The sequence below is a fragment of the Ottowia sp. genome, from assembly GCF_035325765.1.
In the GTDB taxonomy this organism is placed as follows: Bacteria; Pseudomonadota; Gammaproteobacteria; order Burkholderiales; family Burkholderiaceae_C; genus Ottowia.
Window position 1 is genome coordinate 31,861 of the sequence record NZ_DAOKZG010000003.1, and the last position, 24,189, is coordinate 56,049.

At 72.7% G+C, this 24,189-nt stretch carries 16 protein-coding genes; 15 read left to right on the forward strand and 1 reads right to left on the reverse strand.

What is annotated here, in order from left to right:
* Positions 1 to 37 precede the first annotated feature (37 nt).
* Positions 38 to 1,924 carry a hybrid sensor histidine kinase/response regulator gene (locus tag PKA16_RS01880; RefSeq protein ID WP_324399833.1) on the reverse strand — a complete coding sequence of 629 codons (1,887 nt, stop codon included), beginning with the start codon at positions 1,922 to 1,924 and terminating at the stop codon, positions 38 to 40.
* 485 nt (positions 1,925 to 2,409) lie between these two features.
* On the opposite strand from PKA16_RS01880, the gene phnD reads away from it, so the two are divergent.
* The 15 genes from phnD (at position 2,410) to tssG (ending at position 24,189) form a co-directional block, all read left to right on the forward strand.
* On the forward strand, positions 2,410 to 3,450 hold the full coding sequence (gene phnD, locus PKA16_RS01885) for a phosphate/phosphite/phosphonate ABC transporter substrate-binding protein (RefSeq protein ID WP_324399835.1): 1,041 nt from the start codon (positions 2,410 to 2,412) through the stop codon (positions 3,448 to 3,450).
* Between the two features lie 899 nt (positions 3,451 to 4,349).
* The gene (gene tssK / locus PKA16_RS01890) at positions 4,350 to 5,681 is read left to right on the forward strand and encodes a type VI secretion system baseplate subunit TssK (RefSeq protein ID WP_324399837.1); all 1,332 of its coding nucleotides are present in this window, start codon (positions 4,350 to 4,352) and stop codon (positions 5,679 to 5,681) included.
* A 172-nt stretch (positions 5,682 to 5,853) separates the two neighbouring features.
* Positions 5,854 to 7,173, forward strand: coding sequence for a DotU family type VI secretion system protein (locus PKA16_RS01895; RefSeq protein ID WP_324399839.1), 1,320 nt, complete (start codon positions 5,854 to 5,856; stop codon positions 7,171 to 7,173).
* Positions 7,173 to 10,823: a type VI secretion system membrane subunit TssM gene (gene tssM / locus PKA16_RS01900; protein ID WP_324399841.1), complete on the forward strand. Its 3,651-nt coding sequence runs from the start codon at positions 7,173 to 7,175 to the stop codon at positions 10,821 to 10,823. The genes PKA16_RS01895 and tssM overlap by 1 nt, the downstream gene beginning before the upstream one ends.
* Positions 10,805 to 11,419 (forward strand): type VI secretion system-associated protein TagF, encoded by a 615-nt coding sequence (gene tagF / locus PKA16_RS01905; protein ID WP_324399843.1) that lies wholly within the window; start codon positions 10,805 to 10,807, stop codon positions 11,417 to 11,419. The genes tssM and tagF overlap by 19 nt, the downstream gene beginning before the upstream one ends.
* 57 nt (positions 11,420 to 11,476) lie before the next feature.
* Positions 11,477 to 13,294, forward strand: a complete 1,818-nt coding sequence (locus PKA16_RS01910) for a protein kinase (RefSeq protein WP_324399845.1) — start codon at positions 11,477 to 11,479, stop codon at positions 13,292 to 13,294.
* Between the two features lie 65 nt (positions 13,295 to 13,359).
* Positions 13,360 to 15,123 (forward strand): MltA domain-containing protein, encoded by a 1,764-nt coding sequence (locus PKA16_RS01915; RefSeq protein WP_324399847.1) that lies wholly within the window; start codon positions 13,360 to 13,362, stop codon positions 15,121 to 15,123.
* Between the two features lie 148 nt (positions 15,124 to 15,271).
* Positions 15,272 to 16,030: a hypothetical protein gene (locus PKA16_RS01920; protein ID WP_324399849.1), complete on the forward strand. Its 759-nt coding sequence runs from the start codon at positions 15,272 to 15,274 to the stop codon at positions 16,028 to 16,030.
* Between the two features lie 14 nt (positions 16,031 to 16,044).
* On the forward strand, positions 16,045 to 17,148 hold the full coding sequence (locus tag PKA16_RS01925) for a hypothetical protein (protein WP_324399851.1): 1,104 nt from the start codon (positions 16,045 to 16,047) through the stop codon (positions 17,146 to 17,148).
* Positions 17,145 to 19,103, forward strand: a complete 1,959-nt coding sequence (locus PKA16_RS01930) for a caspase family protein (RefSeq protein WP_324399853.1) — start codon at positions 17,145 to 17,147, stop codon at positions 19,101 to 19,103. Before PKA16_RS01925 ends, PKA16_RS01930 begins: the two co-directional genes overlap by 4 nt.
* Before the next feature lie 51 nt (positions 19,104 to 19,154).
* Positions 19,155 to 19,736: a hypothetical protein gene (locus PKA16_RS01935; protein WP_324399855.1), complete on the forward strand. Its 582-nt coding sequence runs from the start codon at positions 19,155 to 19,157 to the stop codon at positions 19,734 to 19,736.
* A 5-nt stretch (positions 19,737 to 19,741) separates the two neighbouring features.
* Positions 19,742 to 20,587, forward strand: a complete 846-nt coding sequence (locus PKA16_RS01940) for a type VI secretion system accessory protein TagJ (RefSeq protein WP_324399857.1) — start codon at positions 19,742 to 19,744, stop codon at positions 20,585 to 20,587.
* The gene (tssE, locus tag PKA16_RS01945) at positions 20,580 to 21,095 is read left to right on the forward strand and encodes a type VI secretion system baseplate subunit TssE (RefSeq protein ID WP_324399859.1); all 516 of its coding nucleotides are present in this window, start codon (positions 20,580 to 20,582) and stop codon (positions 21,093 to 21,095) included. The genes PKA16_RS01940 and tssE overlap by 8 nt, the downstream gene beginning before the upstream one ends.
* A gap of 23 nt (positions 21,096 to 21,118) precedes the next feature.
* Positions 21,119 to 23,038: a type VI secretion system baseplate subunit TssF gene (gene tssF, locus PKA16_RS01950; RefSeq protein WP_324399861.1), complete on the forward strand. Its 1,920-nt coding sequence runs from the start codon at positions 21,119 to 21,121 to the stop codon at positions 23,036 to 23,038.
* Positions 23,014 to 24,189, forward strand: coding sequence for a type VI secretion system baseplate subunit TssG (tssG, locus tag PKA16_RS01955; protein ID WP_324399863.1), 1,176 nt, complete (start codon positions 23,014 to 23,016; stop codon positions 24,187 to 24,189). Before tssF ends, tssG begins: the two co-directional genes overlap by 25 nt.

Genomic DNA, 24,189 nt, shown 5'->3' on the forward strand with positions numbered 1-24,189 from the left:
GCGCCGTGTGAACGCGGGTTCGCGTGATCGACGGCGCTCACGCGGTGGCAGTGGCTGCGGCGTTCCCCCGAGCGGCCAGCAGTTCGCTGATGTGCTGTTGCAGCACGGCCGGGGCCACGGGCTTGCACAGGATGGTGGCGCCGCTGGCGCGCGCGGCGCGCAGGCGCTCGGGCTTGGTTTCGCCGGTCACGAGCAGGCGCACGGTGTCGGGGCGGATGCCGTTCGGGTGCTCGGCCAGCGCCTGCATCAGTGCAATGCCGTTGTCGCCGCCCGGCAGCAGCAGGTCGCAGATGACGACCTGCGGCGGCGCATCGAACTGGTCCAGTCGCTGCAGCGCCTCGCTGCGCGAGTGCGCCGTCAGCACGGTGCAACCCCAGTGCGACAGCGCTTCGTGAAGGCCTTGCAGGATGATCGGCTCGTCGTCGATGGCGAGCACGCGCAGGTCGCGCAGGGCGTCGACGCCCCCATGGGGCGGCGCGGTGGGGTGGGGTGCATGCGGCGCCACCGTGGCCAGGCGCAGCCGCATGCAGGTGCCGCGACCAACCACCGACTGCAGGGAGATCGGGATGCGCAGCAGTTGCGCCAGCCGCTGCACCGTGGCCAGGCCGAGGCCCAGGCCATGGCGCTGCGTCCTGCCCTGGCGCGGCTGGTTGTCGATCTGGTAGAACTCCTCGAACACATGGGGCTGGTGCTCGGGCGCAATGCCGACGCCGGTGTCGACGATGTCGATCTGCACCCCGTTGCGGCGGCGCCGCGCGGCGACCAGTACGCCGCCTTCGGCGGTATGGTGCAGGGCGTTCGCGACCAGGTTCGCGAGGATGCGCGAAAGCATCGTGAAATCCGAATGCACCCAGACCGGGGTGGGGCGCACCACCAGGCGCAAGCCGCGCTCCTCGGCCAGCGGCCGGAAGGTGCGACTGACGTCCTCGAACACGCGGTCCAGCGCGAAGCGGGTCCAGCGCGGGCGCAGCGTGCCGGCGTCGAGCTGGGTCAGGTTCATCAGTTCGGCGAACAGGTGGTCGAGCGAGGCCACGCATTCCTGCACGTGGTGGATGCGCTGCAGCCGCACGGGATCGGTCTCGCCCCGCGCCAGGCCATCGGAAAACAGGGTCAGCGCGTGCAGTGGCTGGCGCAGGTCGTGGCTGGCCGCGGCCAGCAGGCGCATGCGGGCCTGGCTGGCGCGCTCGATCTGCTCGTTCTTGCGCGCCAGCTCCTCGGTCGCCTCGCGGATGCGCGCCTCCATCTCCAGCCGGTGCCCGGCCAGTGCCTGTGCCGCGCGGTTGAAGCCCTGCTGCAGGCGGCGGATTTCCGCCGGGCCGGTTTCTGCGACCTGGGCCGGTTCACCCGCCCCGAGCTGGGCCATGGCGCGGTCCAGGCGCCGCACCGGGGCACTGATGCGGCGCGCCGCCCAGGCACCGCCGACCAGCACCGCCAGCACGCAGATGCCCAGTGCCAGGGCGAAGTAGCGCCAGCCCGTGCGCTCGGCCTGGCGCAGCGCCGCCAGGTCGATGCTGACCACCACCTGGCCGGTTGCCACGCCGCGGGCGTCGGCGATCGGTGCCGCCACTTCGAGGCCCTGCGGTGCGGGCGCCCCACCCGATTCGGCGTGCGCCATCAGCTCGCCTTCGGCCGACCAGATGCGCACGCCCTGCGTGTTGGGCTGGGCCGCTCCCGTGCGCGCGATCCGCAGCAGGGCGCGCCGGTCAAGCGTCTCCAGGGGCGCTTCGGCGGACGCGGCGAGCTGGTAGGCCAGGGTCTGGGCGTTGGCCTGGATCAGTGCCTCGAGGCCGCGCAGGTATTGCAGCGTGGTCACCACCAGCACGGCGGTCGTCGCCAGGATCGCCGGCAGCACGGCCAACAGCAGGAGCTGCTGGGGCAGCGACAGCCGGGGCCAGGAGGGCGACCTGCGGGCGGGAACGTGCATGGCGCAGATTCGATGAACGGTTGGTGCTTGATCCTAAATCCGGCAATTGACCGCTTGAGAATGTCTCGAAACCAACGCAGACATCGGGTTTGGCGTCTTCTGTCGGGTTCACCGGGTGGGTGAGCGCGCCATGCGCCCGCTGGCCCGACCCTCGACGCGCCCTGCGGCGTTGCCCGTTGTCGCGCACACAACTGCGTGGCCCAGCCAGAGGCTGGGCCCGTCCGTGCCATCCAAAGGCGCGCAAGCGCCCTTGGCGCCGGGGCACTCACTCTTGCCTGACACGCCGACGGCGACACTGGCAAGTGCATCCGACGGCCGGATTTGGGTTCAGGCTTTCGCGGCGTTGACGGCGTGTGGTGCCGGCATGTCGTCGCATGAACCCAATTGCCCGGACGTGCGAACTTGCTCTATTTTCTTGCTGGACGAGAATAACAGGCATCCTGGGCAAGGAGAAGAGGGCGGTGACGGCCGATTGGAACAGGGAGATGCCAGTGTCCGGATCAAGACGTGATTGGCTGCTGAGCACCGTGCTGCTGGCGCTGGCCTGGCCGCGGCTGGCGCCGGCGCAGGACGCGTCATCGGGACTCGGAGAGGCGCCGCCGGCGATCGGCCGGGCCCTGCGCTTCGGCGTCCTGCCGATCGGTGGCACCCTGGACTCGCGCAACGACTGGGCGCCGTTGCTGGCGGACCTGGAGCGCAGCCTCAAGCACCCCGTGACCATGCTGTCGGCCAACAGCTATGAGGCACTGGCCGGGGCGATTGCGCGCGACGAGGTCGACATGGCCTTCCTGTCGGGCCGCATGGCGCTCGAGGCCGTGACGCGGCGCGGCATGCGGGTGGTGGCGCAGGTGACGCGCCACGACGGCCTGCCGGGCTACCGAGCGATCCTGCTGGCGCGTGCGCAGGGGCCGCGCAGTACGCTGGACGAACTGATGGCGGACCCGGACTCCTGGCGCCTGGCGCGTGGCGAGAAGCAGTCGCTGTCGGGCTTCATCGTGCCCCAGCTCGAGTTCTTCGCGCCACACCAGATCGCCATGGAGACGCGCTTTGCGAGCGAGATCGTCGGCACGCATCAGCGCATCGCGCTGGCAGTGGCCAACGGCGAAGCCGACCTGGCCACCAGCAATACCGCGGATTTCGAGCGCTTCACGCTGCAGTTTCCGGTCGAGGCGGCACGGCTGCACGTGCTCTGGGCGTCCGAGCTGATTCCGCACGGCCAGATCGTGGTGCGCAGCAGCTTCGACGCCCGGCTGCGCATGGCGGTGCAGGATTTCCTCGCCGGCTACGGTCGGGGCGAGTCCGAACTGGCCGACCGGCAGCGCCGGGTGCTCAAGGCCCTGCACGATCTCGCCGGCTTCCTGGCGGCGGACAACCGCTCGCTGCTCGGCGCGGCGCGCATCGCCTACCGCCACGCCCGCCAGCAGGCACTGGAGGCGCAATGGATCAACGAGGCGGCACGCCAAGCGCGGCTCGATCGCATCGAGGCCGAATACGCAGCCCAGGTGAAGTTGCTGACGGCGGAATAGGGTACCCCTGTGCCGCCTGCGGCGTCTTCCCCCTTGAAGGGGGAAGCAGCCAGTGGCCAGGGAAACCCCGGCCACGGCCGCCTCGACTGGCCTGCTCCGCGGCCATCGGAGCCGCGTCGTTACCGGCGTTGCGGGTGGCGCGAAGCACGATGCGGAAATGACCTGAAGCACTCGCCGTGCTGCCTGTGGCGTCTTCCTCCTTGAAGGGGGACGCAGCCAGTGGCCAGGGAAACCCCGGCCACGGCCGCCTCGACTGGCCTGCTCCGCGGCCATCGGAGCCGCGTCGTTACCGGCGTTGCGGGTGGCGCGAAGCACGATGCGGAAATGACCTGAAGCACTCGCCGTGCTGCCTGTGGCGTCTTCCTCCTTGAAGGGGGACGCAGCCAGTGGCCAGGGAAACCCCGGCCACGGCCGCCTCGACTGGCCTGCTCCGCGGCCATCGGAGCCGCGTCGTTACCGGCGTTGCGGGTGGCGCGAAGCACGATGCGGAAATGACCTGAAGCACTCGCCGTGCTGCCTGCGGCGTCTTCCTCCTGAGGGGAGATGCGCCCGTGGCCGGCTCCGCGGCCGCTTGAGCCGTGCCGTCCGGACGTCGTGGCTGTTGCGGTGCACCGCGAAAACCGGGACTGCCTCGCGCTCAGGGCCATGGCGCATGGCCCCGACTGGCTCCAGCATGACAGGCCAGTCGCCAGGCCGGGTCATGCGTCATCGACGCCGCGCCCGCGGCGACGTCATGGGTCACGCGTCATGCGTGGCCCGATGCGTGCGGCCACCAGCCGAACGTCTAGGCCATTCGGCGGATTGGCCTTGAGGGCCATCACCCGGACACTGTAACTTCCGGTTAAAGGGCGCTGCGGCGTGCCCGTGCGGTGCCGGAGTTCAGATTTCGGGAGCACAAGTTGAGCTGGCGATCCAAAGTGGTGTGGAGCGAAGGCATGTTGCTGCAGCCGCAGCATCTGCAACAGAGCGAGCGCAGCCTGGATCACGCACGCCACCTGAGCCTGCGCGCCACCCACGCCTGGGCCTGGGGTTTCGCCGAACTGGAGCTCGACATGGCGGCGCTGGCGCTGGGCAAGCTGGCGTTGGTGCGCGCGTCCGGGCTGTTTGGCGATGGCACCGGCTTCGACATGCCGGGCGTCGATCCGCTGCCCGAGCCGCTGGAACTGCCGGCGAACGAACGCGATGCCCTGGTCGTGCTGGCGCTGCCGCTGCGCCGTCCTGGCGCGCGCGAGGCGGATGTCGAGGAGTTCGAGCCGCTGGTGCGCCATCGCGTGGTCGAGGAGGAAGTGCCCGACTCCAACACCGCCGGCGAGCGCACGGCGCTGCTGCAGCTGGGCCAGTTGCATGCACGCCTGATGCTGGCGCGCGAGGCGGACGATGCCTGGATCACGCTGGGCGTGGCGCGCGTGACCGAGCGGCGCGCCGACAACCAGCTCGTGCTGGCGCGCGACCACGTGCCGCCGATGCTCGACAGCGGGGCGCATGCGGGGCTGCGCGGCTGGCTGGACGAGCTGGTCGGCCTGCTGCGCCAGCGCGGCGAGGCGCTGGCGGGCCGATTGAGCCAGGGTGGCACGGGCGGCGTCGCCGAGATCGCCGATTTCCTGCTGCTGCAGACCGTGAATCGCCACGAGCCGGTGTTCGCCCACCTCGCGGCCAGCCCGGCGTTGCACCCGGCGCATTTCTTCGAATGCGCGCTGGCGCTGGCCGGCGACCTGGCGACGTTTCGCGACGGACGGCGCGCGGCGCGTCTGCCGCTCTACGTGCACGACGACCTTCAGGCCTGTTTTCGACCGCTGATGGACGATTTGCGGCGCAGCCTGTCCATGGTGCTGGAGCAGTCCGCGATTCGGATCGAGCTGCACGACCGCAAGCACGGCGTGCGCGTGGCGCTGATTCCCGATGTCGAGCTGCAGCGCCACGCCACCTTCGTGCTGGCGGTGCAGTCGCAGATGGCGGGCGAGGTGCTGCGCGCGCGCTTCCCCACCCAGGTCAAGATCGGCCCGGTCGAGCGCATCCGCGACCTGGTGAACCTGCAGCTGCCCGGCGTGGCGCTCACGCCGCTGCCGGTGGCGCCGCGGCAGATTCCCTTTCACAGCGGCGCCAGCTACTTCGAGCTGGAAACCCGCAGCAGCGACCTGTGGCGCCAGCTCGAGCAGTCGGGCGGCATGGCGATGCACATCGCCGGCGATTTTCCGGGGCTGGAGCTGGCCTTCTGGGCCATCCGGGGATGAGATGGGATACCCGCCATGTCGCTTCGCTCCTTCCCCCAAGGGGGACGCGTCCAGTGGCCAGGGAGACCCCGGCCACGGGTGCCCGCGCGTGGCCGGCTCCGCGGCCATTGGAGCCGTGGCGTTCGATGCGTTGCGCCCAGTGCCACGGTCCATGGATAACTGAGATGCGGCCATGAGCAATCCGCCCGACCCGTTTGCGGCCTTCGAGTCGGAACGCACCATCGTCAAGCCGCAGCCGCGCGCAGCGGCCCGGCCAGCGGCCGCGCCGCCCGATGGCGCCGACGCTGCGCCGCCGCCGGCCGACCTGAGTCATCTGGCGGCGCTCAATCCCCTGGTGGCGGCCGCGACGCCCCTGTTGCTGCTGATGGCCCGGCTGCGCAGCACGGTGCAGCCGACCGACGCTGCGGCGTTGCGCGCCGCGGCGGGCGAGGCCGTGCGCCGCTTCGACGCCGATGCGCGCGCCGCCAGCCAGCCGCCCGAAAGCGTGCTGGGCGCGCGCTACGTGCTGTGCACGGCGCTCGACGAGGCCGTGGCCAACACGCCCTGGGGCGTGCAGTCGGGCTGGAACAAGCAGAGCCTGCTGGTGCAGTTCCACAACGAGACCTGGGGCGGCGAGAAGGTCTTCCAGTTGCTGGCCCGGCTGGCGCAGGACGTGCCCACGCACCGCCAGTTGCTCGAGCTGATCTACTGCGTGCTGGCGCTCGGCTTCGAGGGACGCTACCGCGTGCTCGACAACGGCCGCGCCCAGCTCGAGGCGGTGCGCCAGCGCCTGGCCGAGCTGATCCGCAAGCAGCGCGGCCCGCTGGAGGCCGAGTTGTCGCCGCATTGGCGCGGGGCCGGCGCCACGGGCCGGGCGCTGCAACACGCGGTGCCGCTTTGGGTGATCGGCACCGCACTGCTGCTGCTGCTGGGGCTGGCCTGGTTCGGCGCGCGCGTGGCGCTGGGCCAGCGTTCGGATACGACCTACGCCGCGGTGGCGGCGCTGCGCGCGCCGGGGGTGCCGACGCCGCCGCCGGCGGCGATGCCAGCCCCGCCGCGGCTGGCGCGCTTCCTGGAGCCGGAGATCAAGCAAGGCCTGGTGACGGTCACCGACGAGGCCGACCGCAGCACGGTGCGGCTGCGCGGCGACAGCTTCTTTGCTTCGGGCAGCGCCGAGCCGATGGCGCGCGCGCTGCCGGTGCTCGCGCGCATCGCGCAGGCCTTGTCCGAGGTGCAGGGCGCGGTGCTGATCACCGGGCATTCGGACAACGTGCCGATCCGCTCGCTGCGCTTTCCGTCCAACTGGCAGCTGTCGGCGGCGCGCGCCGAGGGCGTGCGCGCCGCGCTGAGTCCGCCGGTGGCGCCCGAACGCCTGCGCGCCGAGGGCCGTGCCGATGCCGAGCCGGTGGCCAGCAACGACACAGCCGATGGGCGCGCGCAAAACCGCCGCGTCGACATCGTGCTGTTCACCGGCGCGGGCGCGACGCCCGCCGCCGAGACGGGAGCACGCTGATGGGCTCGCTGCTGCGCACCCTGCTGTCGCCGCTGACGTTCGCGCTGCGGGCCCTGCTGACGCCGATCGTGCTGATGCTGCTGGCACTGCTGACACTGGCCGTGCTGATCTGGTGGATCGGCCCGGTGGTGCAGGTCGGCACTGCGACGCCCCTGGCCAGTCCCGCGGCGCGCGCGCTGCTGATCGGCGTGATCGCGCTGCTGGTGCTGCTGCCGTACGGCTGGCGCCGCTGGCGCGCGCGGCGGGCCAGCCGTCAGCTCACCGACCAGCTCGCGCGGCCGGCGGCGGCGCCGCTGCAGGACGCCGCGCCGGGCGAGTCGCAGGTGCTGGACCAGCGCTTTGGCGAGGCCATCCGCACGCTGCGCCAGATGCGCCTGCACCGCGCCGGCGGCAAGCCCGGGTGGCGCGACTGGCTGTCGGTATCGGGCGGCAGCTACCTCTACGAACTGCCCTGGTACGTCTTCATCGGCGCGCCCGGATCGGGCAAGACGACGGCCCTGGTCAACTCGGGACTGAGCTTTCCGCTGGCCGAAAAATACGGGCCGGGCGCGATCCGCGGGGTCGGCGGCACGCGCAACTGCGACTGGTGGTTCACCGACGAGGCGGTGCTGATCGACACCGCCGGGCGCTACACCACCCAGGACAGCGACCAGGCGGGCGACAGGCAGGCCTGGGACGCGTTTCTCGACCTGCTCAAGAAGACGCGCCCGCGCCGGCCCCTCAACGGCGTGGTGCTTACCGTCAGCGCCGCCGACCTGCTGCAGCAGGGGCCGGCCGAGCGCGGCACGCACGCGGCGGCGCTGCGCGCGCGGCTGCAGGAGCTGGACGCACGCCTGGCCACGCGCCTGCCGGTCTACGTGCTGGTCACCAAGGCCGACCTGCTGCACGGCTTCACGGCCTACTTCGATGACCTGGGCAAGGCGCAGCGCGCCCAGGTGCTGGGCTTCACGCTGGCACAACAGGAAGGCGGCGAGCTGGCCGAGAAGGGCGTCGGGCCGTTCTTCGGGCGCGAGTTCGGCCTGCTGGCCCAGCGCCTGGCGGACGGCCTGGTCGACCGCCTGCAGCAGGAGGGCGACAGCGCGCGCCGCGCCGACATCTTTGCCTTCCCGGCGCAGTTCGCGGCGATGGGACCGGCGCTGGAGGACCTGCTCAACCAGGTGTTCGTGGGCTCGCGTTATACGCATGCGCCGCTGGTGCGCGGCGTCTACTTCACCAGCGGCACCCAGGAAGGCAGTCCGATCGACCGCGTCATGGGCGCGCTGGCGCGCAGCTTTGCGCTGCCGCGCGCGGCCTTGCCGGCACAGTCCGGCAGCGCGCGCAGCTACTTCCTGACCACCCTGCTGAAGGAGGTGGTGTTTCCCGAGCAGCTGCTGGCCGGCGCCGACATGAAGGCCGAGCGACGGCGCCACGTGTCGCGCGCGGCGGCGCTGACCCTGCTGGGCCTGCTCGCGGTCGGCCTGCTGGCGCTGGGCGGCTTCAGTGCCTGGCGCAACACGCGCTACCTGGCGGCGGTCGACGCGCGGGTGGCGCCGATGCAGGAGCAGCTTGCGCAGCTGCCCAGCCAGGTCCAGGACCCGCGCCACGGCATCACCGCGCTGGCGCCCGTGCTCGCGGCGCTGCGGGACGTGTGGCGCGTGCCGGAGAACGGGGAGGGCGACCCGCCACTGGCCATGACCGCCGGCTTCTACCAGGGCGACAAGATCGACGCCGCCGCGGCGCTGGCGCACCGCCACGCGCTCGACGACGTGCTGCTGCCGCTGGTCACGCGCCGCATCGAGGCGCAGTTGCGCGGCGCCGGCAAGGAGGATCTCGAATTCACCTACGAGGCGCTCAAGGCCTACCTGATGCTGCACCAGCCGGAGCATTTCGACGCCGAAGCGCTCAAGGCCTGGGTGCTGCTGGACTGGTCGCGTTCGCTGGATCGCGGCATTCCCGAGACGCAGGTGCGCCAGCTCGAGCAGCAGCTCAATGCGCTGGTGGACCAGGGACCGCCGCGCACGCCGCTGCAGATGGACGAGGCGCTGGTGCGCAACGTGCGCGCCATGCTGGCCAGCTATCCGCTCGAACAGCGCATCTTCAGCCGGCTCAAGCGCCAGCGCCTGGCGCGGGGCGTCCCCGATTTCAGCGTGGCCGCGGCAGCCGGTCCATCGGCGCCGCTGGTGTTCGAGCGCGCCAGCGGCAAGCCGCTGGCGGATGGCGTGCCCGGCCTGTTCACCTACGATGGCTACCACCAGCGCTTCCAGCAGGCGGTGGCCCAGGTGACGCCGCAGCTCGCGGCCGAGGAACCCTGGGTGCTGGGGCTGGATGCGGGCGGCGCCAGCCGCGCGCGCGATGCGCTGGCGCTGCCGGAACTCACGGACCGCGTGCGCCGTCTCTACCTGCGTGAATACGTCTCGACCTGGGAAGGCCTGCTGGCCGACCTGCGCCTGGTGCGCGGCGGTGGCGTCGAGAAAAGCATCGAGGTCGCGCGCGTGCTGTCGGGCGCCGACTCGCCGCTGGCGCGCCTGCTGCGCGCGGTGGCCAAGGAGACCACGCTGGTGCCGGCGAAGAAGGACGGCGCGGGCGGCGCGCTGGACCGGGCCGCACAGGCGGTGCGCGGCACGCGGCGCAACCTGGAGGAACTGCTGGGCGGCGGCGCGGCGCCGGCGACGGAGGTCCCCGGCAAGCCGATCGAGAGCATCGTCGACGACCGCTTCGAGCCGCTGCACCGCCTGGTCGACGCACCGGCGGGCCAGCCGGCGCCGATCGACGACGTGCTCAAGCTGTTCAACGAAGTCTACGTCTACCTGAACGCGGTCGACACAGCGCTCAAGAGCCGCAGCTCGCCGCCGCCCGGCGACGTTGCCGGCAAGCTGCGCGCCGACGCCGCGCGCCTGCCCGAGCCGGTGCGCTCGATGGTCGAGAACCTGAGCCAGACTGGCGCCGCCGAGGCGCGCGTGGCGGAGCGCGACAACCTGAGCCAGGACCTGCGTCCGGTGGCGGAGTTCTGCCAGCGCGCCATTGCCGGGCGCTACCCGTTCGACCCGCGCAGCAACCGCGACGTGCTGCCCGACGACTTCGGCCAGATGTTCGGCCCGGGCGGGCTGATGGACGAGTTCTTCCAGAAGCGCCTGGCGGCGCTGGTCGACACCAGCACGCGGCCCTGGCGCTACAAGCCGGTGGCCGAGCAGGGCGCCATCACCACCGCGGCCCTGGCGCAGTTCGAGCGCGCCGCCCGCATCCGCGACATCTTCTTCCGCGCCGGCGGGCGCACGCCCTCGATCCGCTTTGATTTCCGTCCGGTCGAGATGGACGCCAGCATCACGCAGTTCATCCTCGACGTGGACGGGCAGCTGGTGCGCTACTCGCACGGCCCGGTGGTGCCGATGGCGGTGCAATGGCCCGGACCCAAGGGCAGCAACCAGGTGCGCGTGCAGCTCAGCCCGCCCTCGGCTGGCGGTGGCGCCTCCGGCCTGACGGTGGATGGCCCGTGGGCGCTGTTCCGCGCCTTCGACCAGGCCCAGCTCGAGCCGGCCGACGCGCCCGAGCGCTTCTTCATCACCTTTGCCATCGACGGGCGCCGCACCCGCCTCGAAGTCACGGCCAACAGCGTGCAGCACCCGGTGCGGCTGCGCGAGCTGCGGGAGTTCGCATGTCCACGGGGCCTGTGAGCGCCCTGCCGGGCTGGTGGGGCAAGCTGCCCGGCGCGGGCGATTTCTCGCATCGCCGCCTGCCCGACGCGCCGCGCGCGTGTCTCGACGGCTGGCTGCAAGCCGAACTGGGCAAGCTGCGCGCGCGCCATGCCGGCTGGCAGAGCGCCTACCTGAATGCACCGCTGTGGTGCTTTGCCGTGGGGCCGGGCGTGCTGACGCCCGAGGCCTGGCTGGGCGTGCTGATGCCCTCGGTCGATCGCGTCGGCCGCTACTTTCCGCTGGTGATCGTGCAGAGCGTGCGCGAGGCCGTGCAGGAGCACGGTCATTCGGTGCGGGGCTGGTGGCGCGGCGCGGCCGACGCCGCCCTGCAGGCACTGGAGCAGGACCAGGGTCCCGAGGACCTCGAGCGGGGCTTGGCAAGGCGCTTCGCCCAGGCGGAGGCGCCGCGCGCCGGAGACGAACCGGTGCCGCTGCCGGCGCCCGGCCACAGCCACTGGCACAGCGACCGGGACCTGGGCGCGCCGTTGGTGTGCGAGGGCTGGCCCCGCGGCGCGCATTTCGACCTGCTGTTCGACCTGGCCGGCCTGCCGGTGTCGGGAGCGCTGGGGACATGAGGATGCCTGCACCACGCTGGCCGGCAGGCGCGTGCGCCCACGTGCCGGGAGGATGCCATGCCCGATAGCGCGGACGACGCCACCCGCGTGGGCGCTACGGGGGTCCCGCAGGACGCCACGCGGGTGCTGGCGTCTCAGGCATCCGGTGCTCCCGCCGCGCCCGCGGTCGCCGCCGAGGGCGCGACGGTGCTGGCCGCCGGCACGCGCGTGGCGGAATTCGAGGTCACGCGCCTGATTGGCCAGGGCGGCTTCGGCGTGGTCTACGAGGCCTGGGACCACACGCTCGAGCGCGTGGTCGCCCTGAAGGAATACCTGCCCGGCTCGCTCGCCACGCGCTCCGCCAGCGGCTCGATCGTGCCCTTGTCGGAGCGCCAGCGCGAGACCTTCGACCTCGGCATGCGCTCGTTCATCAACGAGGCCCGCCTGCTGGCCCAGTTCGACCACCCGTCGCTGGTCAAGGTCTACCGCTTCTGGGAGGAGCGCGGCACCACCTACCTGGTGATGCCGTACTACCAGGGGCGCACCCTGCGCCAGGCGCTCGCCGGCACAAGCGGGGGTGCCGACGAGGCCTGGCTGCTCGGCATCGTCGATGGCGTGTCACAGGCCCTGGCCGTGATGCACGCCGCGCAGTGCTACCACCGCGACATCGCGCCCGACAACATCATGCTGCTGGACGGCAGCGATCGCCCGGTGCTGCTCGACTTCGGCGCCGCGCGCCGCGTCATCAGCGACAAGACCCAGGCCATCACGGTCATCCTCAAGCCCGGCTACGCGCCGATCGAGCAGTACGCCGAGATGCCCGACATGCGCCAGGGCGCCTGGACCGACGTCTACGCCCTGGCGGCGGTGCTGCACGTGGCCGTCACGGGCCGCGTGCCACCGCCTTCGGTCGGCCGCATCCTGTCGGACAGCTACGTCCCGCTGGCGCAGGACGCGGCGCTGCGGCAGCGTTACAGCGCCGGGCTGCTGGCTGCGATCGACGCCGGCCTGGCCGTGCGACCCGAGGCGCGCCCGCAGTCGGTGGCCGCGTTCCGCGCCCTGCTCGGACTGGACCAGGGCGACGCCGGTGCCACGGTGCTCGTGCCGCGCGCGGCATCCCCCGCCAGCGGGGCGCCGGGGCCCGCCGCCAGCGGTTCGCGGCGCGGCACCCTGCTGGGGGCCGGTGTGCTGGTCGCGTTGCTGCTGGGCGGCGGCGCGTGGTGGCTGCTGCGCGCGCCGCCAGAGGTGCCGGCACCCGAACCGCCGGCCGAGACCGCCGCGACGCCCGCCAGCCCGGCTCCTGCCTCGCCGCCAGCGCCGCCGGTTGCAGTGGCCGAGCCGTCTGCTCCGGCGGTTCCGGTCGTGCCCCCGCCGGCCAGCGAGCGCACGCCGGTCGAGTCGCTGCAGGCCCTGGCGCTGGGCGCCACGCCGGGTTTCGACGTCACGGCCAGGCCGGGCAAGGCGCAGGTGGTGATCGGCAAGGACCAGCTCGCCTTCGACGTCAGCAGCAATCGCGCCGGCTTCGTCTACGTGTTCCTGCTCGACAGCCAGGGCGAGATGTACCTGCTGTTCCCGAATGCCCTGGACAAGCGCAACGAGATTGCGCCCGGCCAGACCTTGACACTGCCGCGCGCCTCCTGGGCGATGGAGGCCGGCGGACCGGCCGGCGTGGATCGGTTCGCGGTGCTGGTGAGCGCGCGCGAGCGCGACTTCACCCAGTCCGGCGTGCTGGCCGGCGGCGTGTTTCCGCAGTTCCCGACCGCCGTGCTGGCGGCGCTCGAGCAGGCCCGTGGCGACGGACCGACGCCGCTGCTCGGGCACGTGATCTGTCCCGAGGGCCAGGCGGGCTGCGCGGACGCCTGGGGCGTCGCGCATTTCGAGATTACCGAGAAGTGAAGCGGACCGGAGGGCGTGATGCGTCGATCGAAAACCTGGCAGCAATCGCGTCCCGACTTTGAAACATGCGCGATCCGATCGTCTCGCAAGAGGCGACGCGCCTCGATGCGCTGCCGCACGTGGCGCGGCAGCCGCATGTCGAGGTGCGCTCGCGCGACTGGTCTGGATGTCATGAGGAGCAGGTCATGAACTTCGAATTCGAAACCCTGGATGCGTCGCTGCAGCGGGCCGGCCGGTGCGTTGCCCTGCTGGGCGTGGGGCTGGCCGTGGCGGCCTGCGCGCCGCTGTGGCAGGCACCGCCCGAGCCGACCGCGACCACCGCGCCGGCGCCGGCGGCGCCGGTCCCGGAACCCAGCGTCCCCGCGCCGGCGGCCGCTGCGGCGCCTGCCGGGCCCGCGCTGGGCGCCGGCAGCGTGGTCGGTCAGGCGCGCAGCTTCTCGACGCGCCATGCGACCTACACCGAGTCGAATTTCGACGCGCTCCCGGGCTGGGGGCGTGACGATTTCGAGGCCGGCTGGCCAGCCTTCATCGCCAGTTGCAAGCGTCTCGGAACGCGCGCCGCGTCATGGCGTGCGCTGTGCGGGCGCGCGCAGGCGGTGGATGCGCGCAGTCCCGCGGCGATTCGCGGCTTCTACGAGCGCGAGTTCAACGTCTATCAGATCCGCGATGATGACCGGCGGCCGAATGGCGTGGTGACCGGTTATTTCGAGCCCGAGATCGAGGGCAGCCGGCGCTACGCACCGCCCTTCATCTACCCCGTTTACGCCACCCCCGGCGACATGCTGATCCTGGACACGCGCGCCCTGCCGCCCGAGCGCAGCGGCACGGTGGCGGCGCGCGTCGACGGCACTTCGGTGCTGGTGCAGAAGGGCCTGTCGACGCGCGACATGAAGGCCAGCGACCTCTATGCGCTGGACCTGGCCAGCGTCGATCGCAGCGCGCTCGATCGGCGGGCCCGACTGCGCATCGAGGGCCGGCGCCTGGTGCCCTACTACACACGCCAGGAGATCGAGGCGCGCGGTGCGCCGAATGCTGCCGTGCTGGCCTTCGTGCGCGACGCCAATACGCTGTACGAGCTGCAGATCCAGGGCTCGGGCCGCATCCGCATGACCGACGGCAGCGTATTGCAGATCGCGTATGCGGAACAGAACGGCCACCCGTTCCGGCCGATGCTGGCCAAGGGCAAGGGCGGCAAGAGCAAGGGCGTCGCGGTGCGCGGCGGTTTCGTCGAGCTGGAGCTCGACGACGATGAGGATGCCGAGGACGACGTCACCGCGGGCACGCTGACACGCGGCTTCTCGCTGGTGCGTCCGGTCAAGTCCGGGCCGGTGGCGGTGCCGGGCCAGGTGGCGCGCGCCGGCGTGACGCTGGGCACCGGCAACACCGATCCGAGCTACGTGTTCTTTCGCGCCCAGCCGCCCAGCGTGCCCGGCGTCGTCGGCGCGCTCGGCGTGCCGCTGACGGCCGGGCGCTCGATCGCCGTCGATCCGCGCAGCACGCCGCTGGGCTATCCGGTGTTCGTCTCGACCCAGGAGCCCGCCACCGGCGCACCGATCCAGCGCCTGACCCTGGCTCAGGACACCGGTGGCGCGATCCGCGGCGCGGTCCGGGCGGATTACTTCTTTGGCGCCGGTCCCAGCGCCGCCAGCTCGGCGCGCCGCATGAAGCAGCGTGGCGAAATGTGGGTGCTGTTGCCGCGCGGCATGAACGTGGCGGTGGCGACCACCGGGTCCGGTCCGCGCACGCGCGGCGGGGCTGCCCTCGACCTGCCCGACTGCCTGGTTGCGGACGAGGACAGTTGCGTCGAGGCGGGCGACGCCGAACCGTGACCGTGGGCCGACGTGCCGACCGGGCGCGGGAGTTGCTGGCATGCGGATGATCGGGTCCAGGGATTCGGGCGCGTCGTGCGAGTGGCGCGGGCTGGCGGCTGCCGACGGCGCGCGTCTGGGCGCGGGCGCCTGAAGGAAGCGTGCCGCCATGCAGGACAGCCTGAGCGTCGACGACAGCGTGGTGTTGACGCGCCTGTGGTGCCGGCGCCAGCGCCTCACGCCCGACGACATGGAACTGGGCTACCGGCTGGTGCAGCGCGCGCTCGAAGGCTGCGCTCCGCCGGAACTGGCAGCGCTGGGCGAATCGCGCCAGGAACTGGTGGCACAGTTCATCTACCTGAAGGTGCTGCGCCTGGATGCCGGCCAGGAGGCGGAGGGCGCCGTGCCACGCGCGCGCGCTGGCCACAGCGCGCCCTCCAGCGCGTATGCGTTGTGTGCCTACTTTCGGCGCTACCTGATCGACTGCCTGCGCGCCAGCGCGTTTCGGCGCAGCGCGCCGCTCGACCCCGAGCTGGCGCGCGATGCGGCCGGGCTGAACGAGGCACCGGAAGACGCGGCCGCCGCGCTCGCCGAGCATGGGCTGAGCGCGGCCGAGGTGGCGCTGGCAGCGCGGCAGTTCATCCGCGCCCTGCCGGAGCCCGAGCGCCTGCTGCTGTGCGAGGGCTTCGGCCAGGAACGGCCCGGCGGCCTGGCCAGCGTGGCGGCGCGCCATGCGATCGCCTCCTACCACTACCGCGCCGGGCGCCTGGGCCTGGTGCATCACCGGGGCGCCCTGCCGGCCGACTACGGGCGCACCCGCCTGGGCCACTGGATCGAGCGCACCCTGGGCATCCCGATCCGTGCCGAGAACTGGGCCGTGATCGGCCAGGTGTTTCAAATCCTCGGTGCTGAAGCGTCTTGGACATGATGACAACGCGGGAGATGAACATGTCCACAGTCGCGCTCTGGCCCCCGCTGGACGAGGTGCGCCGCGCGCTGGGCGCGCGGCCGCCCGACGAGCCGCAGGACGCCTCGGCCACCCGGCTGGCGACCGCGGTCGGCGCGGTCGCGCAGACGCCCGAGCTGCCGCAGCCGCTGCGCGCCCTGGCGGCAGCGCGCACCGCGCTGCGGGGGCTGCAGAGCGACGGCCGCTGGCATCCGGGCGATCTGATCGCGCTGCCTGGTCCCGGCGGCAACCTGCTGGGCGTGCTGCTTGACGAGGTGGAACAGGAGGCCGGGCCCGCCGGCGCGCCAGTCTGGCGCGGCTGGCTGGCGGTGGCCGAGGCCGACTGGGCGGGCGTCTCCGACGTGCTGCTCGAGCCCGAGGACGAGCCGTTCGATCCGGTGGCCGGGGTGGTGCAGGCCTGGAATCCGGTGCGCGTGACGGTGCGCCAGGCCCCCCTGCTCGGGCGCCTGGGCGCGGCGCGCCTGGCCGCCGTGCGCGCCGTGCGCGATGAACACGCGCGTGGCGCCAGCGCCAGCGTCGCCGCGATCGTGCCATGCCCCGGCTCGATCGCATTGCGCGAGGCGGGGGGTTTCACGGTGCTGACAGGCACGCCACTGGGGCCGGACGATCCGCGTGTCGCCTACCAGGCGCTGTATCGCGACGCCGGGGCGCAGTTGTCCCGGCCGGTGCTGGCAGCGGCACAGGCCGCGCCGGTCGCGCCGGCCCCGGGCTGGGGAGCGCGCCTGCGCGACTGGCTCGGCGCCGGTGTGCCGGTGCGCATCGGCCTGGCCGGGGTGACTCTGGCGGCGCTGATCCTGGTCCTGCAAGGCCTCTATCCCCCGGCTCCGGTGGGCACGCCGATCGATGACGAGGTGCGATTTCGTTCCCTGCCCGCCCCGGCGGCGGGCGGCGAGCTGAGCGTGCGCTGGCGCGACGGCGCCGACCCGGCGGCGATCGCCGCGCTGGTGCGCAGCTTCGGCGGCGAGAGCGTGGACGGCCCGAACGCGGCCGGGCGCTGGATCGTGCGCGCCCCGGACCCGGCCGCTGCCCAGCGCGCGCTGCTGGCGTCGCCGCTGGTGCTGGAGGTGACCGGGCCATGACAGCCTGGCGCGCCTGCACTGCGCCGCGCGCCCGGCCGGCGTGGCGCGGGCTGCGCGCGCTGGCGCTGGCCTGGCTGCTTGCCGCAGGCGCGGCGCTGGCGGTGCCCGCGCGGCACGCGCTGCTGGTGGGGGTGTCCGAACTGCCGGGCCAGCCGCCCGCCAACTGGCTGCTGGCACCCGCCAACGACGTGCGCCTGATGCGCGATTCCTTGCTGGGCCAGGGCTGGTCGCCGTCCAGCATCGAAGTGCTGGCCGATGGCGTCGCGGGCGCGCCGGCGCCGGCGCTGGATTCGATTCGCGCGGCGCTCGGCCGGCTGGTGACGAGCGTCGCGCCGGGCGACTTCGTGCTGCTGTATTTCTCGGGCCACGGCACGCGGCTGCGCGATCCCGGCAAGTCCTACCAGGAGCCGGACAGCCTGTCCGAAATGTTCCTGGCGCCGGGCGGCGCCCTGCGCGACGAGGAGATCGGACGCTGGGTGCAGGCGCTGCTGGCGCGCGGCAGCTTCGTCTGGTCGGTGTTCGACACCTGCTCGGCGGCCTCGATGACGCGCGGCGGCGTGCCGGCTGCTGCTGCGGTCGAGCCGGACGATCCCGTGCGGTTCCGTGGCCTGGCCAGCACCGAGCTGGCGGCGCCGGTGCGCGCCGCCGCCCTCGGCGTGGACGCCGCGTCGGTCCCGCGCTCGGATGATCCCCCGGTGCCGCCGGCGCGCTATGTTGCCTTCTTTGCCTCGGAAAGCCATCAGGTGACGCCCGAGCTGCGCCTGCCGCGGCGCCAGGGCGTCGCCGAGATGCATGGCCTGCTGACCTGGGCCATCGCGGACGCACTGCAGGGCCGCCCGGCGACCTGGCGCGCGCTGTTCGAACAGGTGCTGGCGCGTTATCCAGCCATCATCGACGAGCTCGAGCAGCGTTTCCCGACGCGCGAGCTGCCGTCGCCGGTGGCCGAGGGCGCGCTGGATGTGCCGTTGTGGCGCAACACCGCCGCGGCCGCGTCGACCCAGCCGATCTGGCCGGCGCACCGTGATGGCGCCGACCTGGTCGTGGCAGCGGGACTGCTGGACGGTCTGCTGCCCGGCCAGGCGCTGCGCGTCTCCGCGCTGGACGCCGAGGGTCGCTTGCATGTTGCCGACGCGGTGGCCGCCAGGCCCGCGCCCGGCAGCACGCGCCTGCCGTTGCCCGCCGCCTGGCGTGCGGCGCCGCCGGCAGCGAGCTGGCAGGTTGCGCCCATCGAGCCGCCCGCTTCGCTGGCGTTGCGCGTGCTGGCGGAGGGTGCGGCTGCGCGGCAGGCCCTGGACGGCATCAACCTGGAGTATCCGGCGTCGCTGCGCGTGGTTGATGGCGGCCCGGCGGACGTGCGGGTGCGGGGCACGGCGACGCGTTTCACGCTGCGGCTGGCAGGCCAGGAGCCCCAGGCGATCGATGGCGTCGACGCGCTGCGGCGCCGGCTGGCCGGCCTGGCCACGCAGCGCTGGCTGGGGCGGCTGGCGCACCTGGCGCAGCCCCTGACACCACTGGCGGGCTTCGAGGCCTGGCTGTGGCCGCAGGGCGGGCCCGAGGCGAGCGCCCAACCCGAGCCGTTGGCGCAAGAGGTGCAGCGCCCACTCGCGGGCAGTGCGCTGGAAGTGGCCAACGCCAGTGGCCAGTCGGTCGACCTGATGATCGTGGGCGTCGCTGGCGATGGCGCGGTCTGGCCGATCTTTCCGGCCGCGCTGGGCGAATCCAACCGCTTCGAGCGCGGCGACGCAGCCCTGCCTGCGCGCAAGCGCTTCACCCTGCCGGCCGAGCTGGCCCAGCCCGGCGGCACGCTGCTGGTGCTGGCCACGCCGGCGCGCCCGCGCAGCCTGCCACGCTTGTTCGGCCTGGCGCCACCGGCATCCGGCGCGGCGGGCGATGTGCTGCTGCGCGCCGCCGGCGCGCCGGCCGACCAGGCCTACGCGGTCCTGGCGCAATGGTGATGCCCGGGCGCTTCTTGCAGCAAGCAAAACCTGAAACGGAGGATTGAACCCATGCCAGCTCCCGAATCGAACCTGGTCGAGCATGCAGGCTACCTGAGCAGCGAGCAGATCCGGACCCTGGTCCAGCTCGCGGTCGACAAGGGCCAGTACGACCTCATGCTGTCGATCGAGAACCAGGGCCGCGCCATCGAGGGCGAGTCGCCACGCCAGTTCAGCGACAGCCGCACCCGCATGGAGGTCGAGGGCTACCTGTGGGGCGTGGCCACGCCCATCAACTCCATGGGCGACGTCGACCACTGGAATGCCTACCCGCGCATGCTGTACGTGCTGCGGCGTTGCGACGCCGCCACGGCATCGCTGCTCAGCCTGATCAACGGTCGCAGCGACGCGCTGCGCATCACGCTGAGCGCTTACCGCGCCGGTGGCGAGGCGCAGCCCGATCCCAGCCTGCAGTTCGTGGTCGAGCAGGGCCGCCTGACGTCGCACACCCTGCTGACGGCGCCGGGCGCGCTGGGCCCGTGCGAGATCCTGAGTTTCGCCGGGCGTGACTTCACGGTCAGCAGCCGGCCCCAGCAGGGCAGCGGCAGGGCCGGGGCCGAACGCGTTTTCACGATGAACCTGGCGGGAGACTGACCACCATGACCCCCTCTTCGATGAGTCCGGCCGACTGGCTGCACGAGGCGCGACCCGACCAGGCGCTGTCTGCCCTGACCGAGCAGGTGCGCGCCCAGCCGGGCGACAGTCGCCTGCGCGTCTTCATGGCCCAGTTGCTGTGCGTGCTGGGGCGCTGGGAGCGCGCGCTGACGCAGCTCGACGTCGCGGCCGAACTCGACGCCCTGGCGCTGCCGATGAAGCAGGTCTATGGCGACGCCATTCGCTGCGAAGGCCTGCGCGCCGAGGTCTTCGCGGGGCGGCGCACGCCCCTGGTGCTGGGCGAGCCACCCGCCTGGCTGGCCCCGCTGATCGAGTCGTTGCGCCTGGCTGGCAGCGGCCAGCCGGCGCAGGCCGAGGCGCTGCGCCAGCGCGCCTTCGACGCCGCCCCGGCACTGACCGGCCGGCTCGAAGGCACGCAGGGCAGCGAAGCCTTTGCCTGGATCGCCGACGCCGACATGCGCCTCGGCCCGGTGCTGGAAGCCTTCATCAACGGGCGCTACTACTGGGTGCCGTGCGAGCGTCTGGCGCGTGTGCGCCTCGATCCGCCCGAGGACCTGCGCGACGCGGTCTGGATGCCGGCCCACCTCGACCTGCGACCCGAAGGCGAGACGCTGGCCCTGATCCCGGCGCGCTACCCCGGCAGCGAGGCGGAGGCCGATGGCGCGCTGGCCCTGGCGCGCCGCACCGAATGGCGCGAAGCCGCACCCGGAGTCTGGCACGGGCTGGGCCAGCGCGTGCTGGCGACCGACCAGGGCGAGCACGCGCTGCTGGACCTGCGGGACATCGTGCTGGATGCCCCGGCCAGCCCGGAGCCGACCACCGATGCCTGATCCCGCCCCGCAGGAGCAGCTCCAGCCCTCCCTGTTCGACCGCCTGATCGACGACGAACCGGACCGGCTCAAGGAGGGCGACGACAAGCGCACGCTCACGCGCAGCGCGCTGCGCCAGGCCGTCCTGCGCGATCTCGACTGGCTGCTCAACACCACCGGCCTGGGCCTGACGCACGGCGACGGCCGTCATCCGGAGGCTGCGCGTTCGGTCATCAACTACGGATTGCCTATGCTGTCTGGCCAGTTCACCTCGTCCATCCAGCGTGTCAGCATGGAGCAGGCACTCAGGCAGGCGATCGTGCAGTTCGAGCCGCGCATCCTGCCCGACACACTGGAGGTGGAACTCGTCATGGATGGACCGGCGATCGATTCGCACAACGGCATCGGCCTGCTGATCCGCGGCATGCTGTGGGCGCAACCGGTGCCGCTGGAGTTCCTGCTGCGCAGCCAGATCGACCTGGAAGAGGGTCGCGTCGAGATCCAGGACGGCGCGCGCCGCGGGCGCTGAGCCGGGGGCGAGGGAACGTCGGCATGGACCCGCGCCTGCTGGACCTCTATGAGCGCGAGCTGCGCTATTTTCGCGAGGGCAGCGGCGAGTTCGCGCGCGCCTATCCGAAGATCGCGCGGCGCCTGGGCATCGACGGCCCCGAGGTCGCCGACCCCTATGTCGAACGCCTGATCGAGGGCAGCGCCTTCCTGTCGGCGCGCGTGCTGCTCAAGCTGGACGCCGAATACCCGCGCTTTGCCGCCCACCTGCTGGACATCGTCTACCCGCATTTCCTGGCGCCCACGCCCGCCATGCTGGTGGCCGAATGCGCGCCCAGGCTGGACGACGGCGGCCTGGCCGCCGGCCCCCTGCTGGCGCGCGGCAGCGCACTGCGCGCCACGCGCGCGCTCGGGCAGAAGACGCACTGCGAATTCCGCACCGCGCAGGACCTGCGCCTGTGGCCGCTCGAACTGACCGAGGCCAGCTACTTCAGCTACGCCCCCGACCTGCCGCTGGCGCGCCATCCACGCGCCCGCGCCGTGCGCGGCGGCCTGCGCCTGACGCTGAAGACGCGCGGCGAGTTGCCCTTTGCCGCGCTGGCGCTGGACGAACTGCTGCTCTACCTCGGCGGCGCCGGCGACGACGTCGGCTGGCCGCTGCTCGAATGCGCGCTGGCCGATCCGGTCGGCGTGCTGGTCTGCGCGCCGGGTGCCGGTGATGCCGCCGGCCAGGCCCTGGGCGTGGTCGGCGTGCTGGAGGGCGAAGCCATCGCGCCGGTCGGATTCGCCGCCGACGAGGCGCTGCTGCCGGCCACGGCGACCGGCTTCTCGGGCTACCGTCTGGTGCAGGAGTACTTTGCCTTCGCGCCCCGCTTCCAGTTCCTGCGCATCACCGGCCTGCGGCGCATCCTGCAGGGCGTGCCCGGCCGGCAGCTCGAACTGGTGCTGCTGTTCACGCGCGCCCGGCCCGAGCTGGAAAAGCTGGTGACGGCCGATCACGTGCGCCTGCACTGCGTGCCCGCCATCAACCTGTTTCCCAAGCGCCTGGATCGCGTGGTGGTCACCGACGGCAGCAGCCAGTTCCACCTGCTGGCCGATCGCACCCGGCCCCAGGACTACGAAATCCACAGCCTGACCGAGGTCACCGGCCACGTGGCGGCGGGTGGCCCGGCCCGGGCTGACGCGCGCGGCGAGGCCGGCACCCAGGTTTTCCTGCCGTTCTATGCCGCCTACCACGGCAGCCGCCAGCCGCATCCGGCCTACTACACGACCGAGCGCGAGCCGCGCCGCCTGTCGGCGCGCCAGCGCAGCGAAGGGCACCGCAGCAGCCACATCGGCTCCGAGCTCTACATCCAGCTCGTCGACCCGCAACAGGCGCCCTACGACGGGGCGCTGCGCCAGCTTGCCGTGACGGCGCTGTGCACGAATCGAGACCTGCCCCTGATGCTGGCCGCCGGCAACGACGCGCTCGAATGCGCGGAGGCCCTGCCGCTGCAACGCGTGGCCATCCTGCGCGGGCCCTCGCGGCCGTATTCTCCGGTGGTTTCGAACGGCCTGGGCTGGCGCGCCGTCGACCATCTGGCGCTCAACTACCTGTCGCTTGCCGACAGCAACGCGCGCGAGGGCGCCGCCGCACTGCGCGAGATGCTCATGCTCTACGCGGGCCAGGTCGACGACGCGCGCGCCGCGCAGGTGCAGGGCCTGCTGTCGGTGCAGTCGCGCGCGGTGACGCGGCGCCTGCCGCTGGCCGGGCCGATCGCCTTCGGGCGTGGGCTCGAGGTCACGCTGACCATCGATCCGGGCGCCTTCCACGGCCACAGCGCCTTCATGTTCGGCGCCGTGCTGGCCGAATACCTTGCGCGCCATGTCGAGGTCAACCACTTCGTCGAGACCGTGCTGCAAAACCCGGGTGGCGCCGAGATCATGCGCTGGAGGCCGCGATGCGGGACCCGTCCGATCCTGTGACGCCGGCGCGCGCAGCCATGCCGCGCGGCGCGCTGGACGAGGCTGCCCGCGCGCGCGTCGCGGCGCAGGTCCAGGCCTGGGCCGAGGCGCCGTGGTCGGTCGACTTCTTTGCCGCCATGCGCCGGCTCGAGGCCCTGGCCGAACCGCTGCCGCGCTGGGGCGAGGCCGTGGTGCCCGCGGCCGAGGCATTGCGCGTCGGCCAGGCGCCCTCGCTGGCGTTCGCACCCGCCAGCGTGGCGGCATTCGAACCGCCGGCGCGCGGCCTGCCGGTGCACCGGTTGCGCCAGCACTTCTTCGGCTACCTGGGTCCCAACGGCCCGCTGCCGATCCAGCTCAGCGACGTCATCCGCGACCGCGCGCTGAACCACGGCGACACCACCTGGCTGGCCTTTCTCGACACCCTGCTGCACCGCTTCGCGCTGCACTTCTACCGCGCCTGGCGCCAGCCGCGCCCTGCGGTGGCGCTCGACCGACCCGGCCAGGACCCGTGGCGCCGCTGGGTCGGTGCCCTGGTCGGCATGGGCACGCCGGCGCGCCAGCAGCGCGATGCCGTGCACGACGACGCCCGCCTGCATTTTTCCGGCTGGCTGGCGCGGCGCGTGCATGGGCGCGAAGGCGTGGAAGCCGTGATCGGTCGTTACTTTGACGTGCCGGCCCGGCTCGAGCCCTGGGTCGGCCACTGGCTGCCGATTGCGCCGCGCGAGCGCAGCCGGCTGCGCAGCATCGGACTGGCGCATGCCGCCCCGCAGGCGCGCGCGGCGCAGCGGCTCGGCGGCGGTGCTGTGCTGGGCCAGCGTGTCTGGGACCGCCAGTATCGCGTGCGCCTGCACCTGGGCCCGCTGACGCTGGCGCGCTATCGCGCCTTCCTGCCGACCGGCTCGGCGCAGCCGGCGCTGGCCGGCTGGATGCAGCAGTTGCTGGGCGACGGGTTGGCCTGGGACGCCGAACTGATCCTGAAGCGGGAGGAGGTGCCGCCGACGCGGCTCGGCCAGGCGCGGGGCAATGCCCCGCGCCTGGGCTGGCTCTCGTGGCTCGGTGCGCAGCCGCGCGCGCGCGATGCGTCCGACGTGCGCATCGCGCCGCGTGCGTCGGCGCCGCAGTTGCAAGACATCGACGCCGGATCGTCTCCATCTCGAAATCCCGAGGAATGA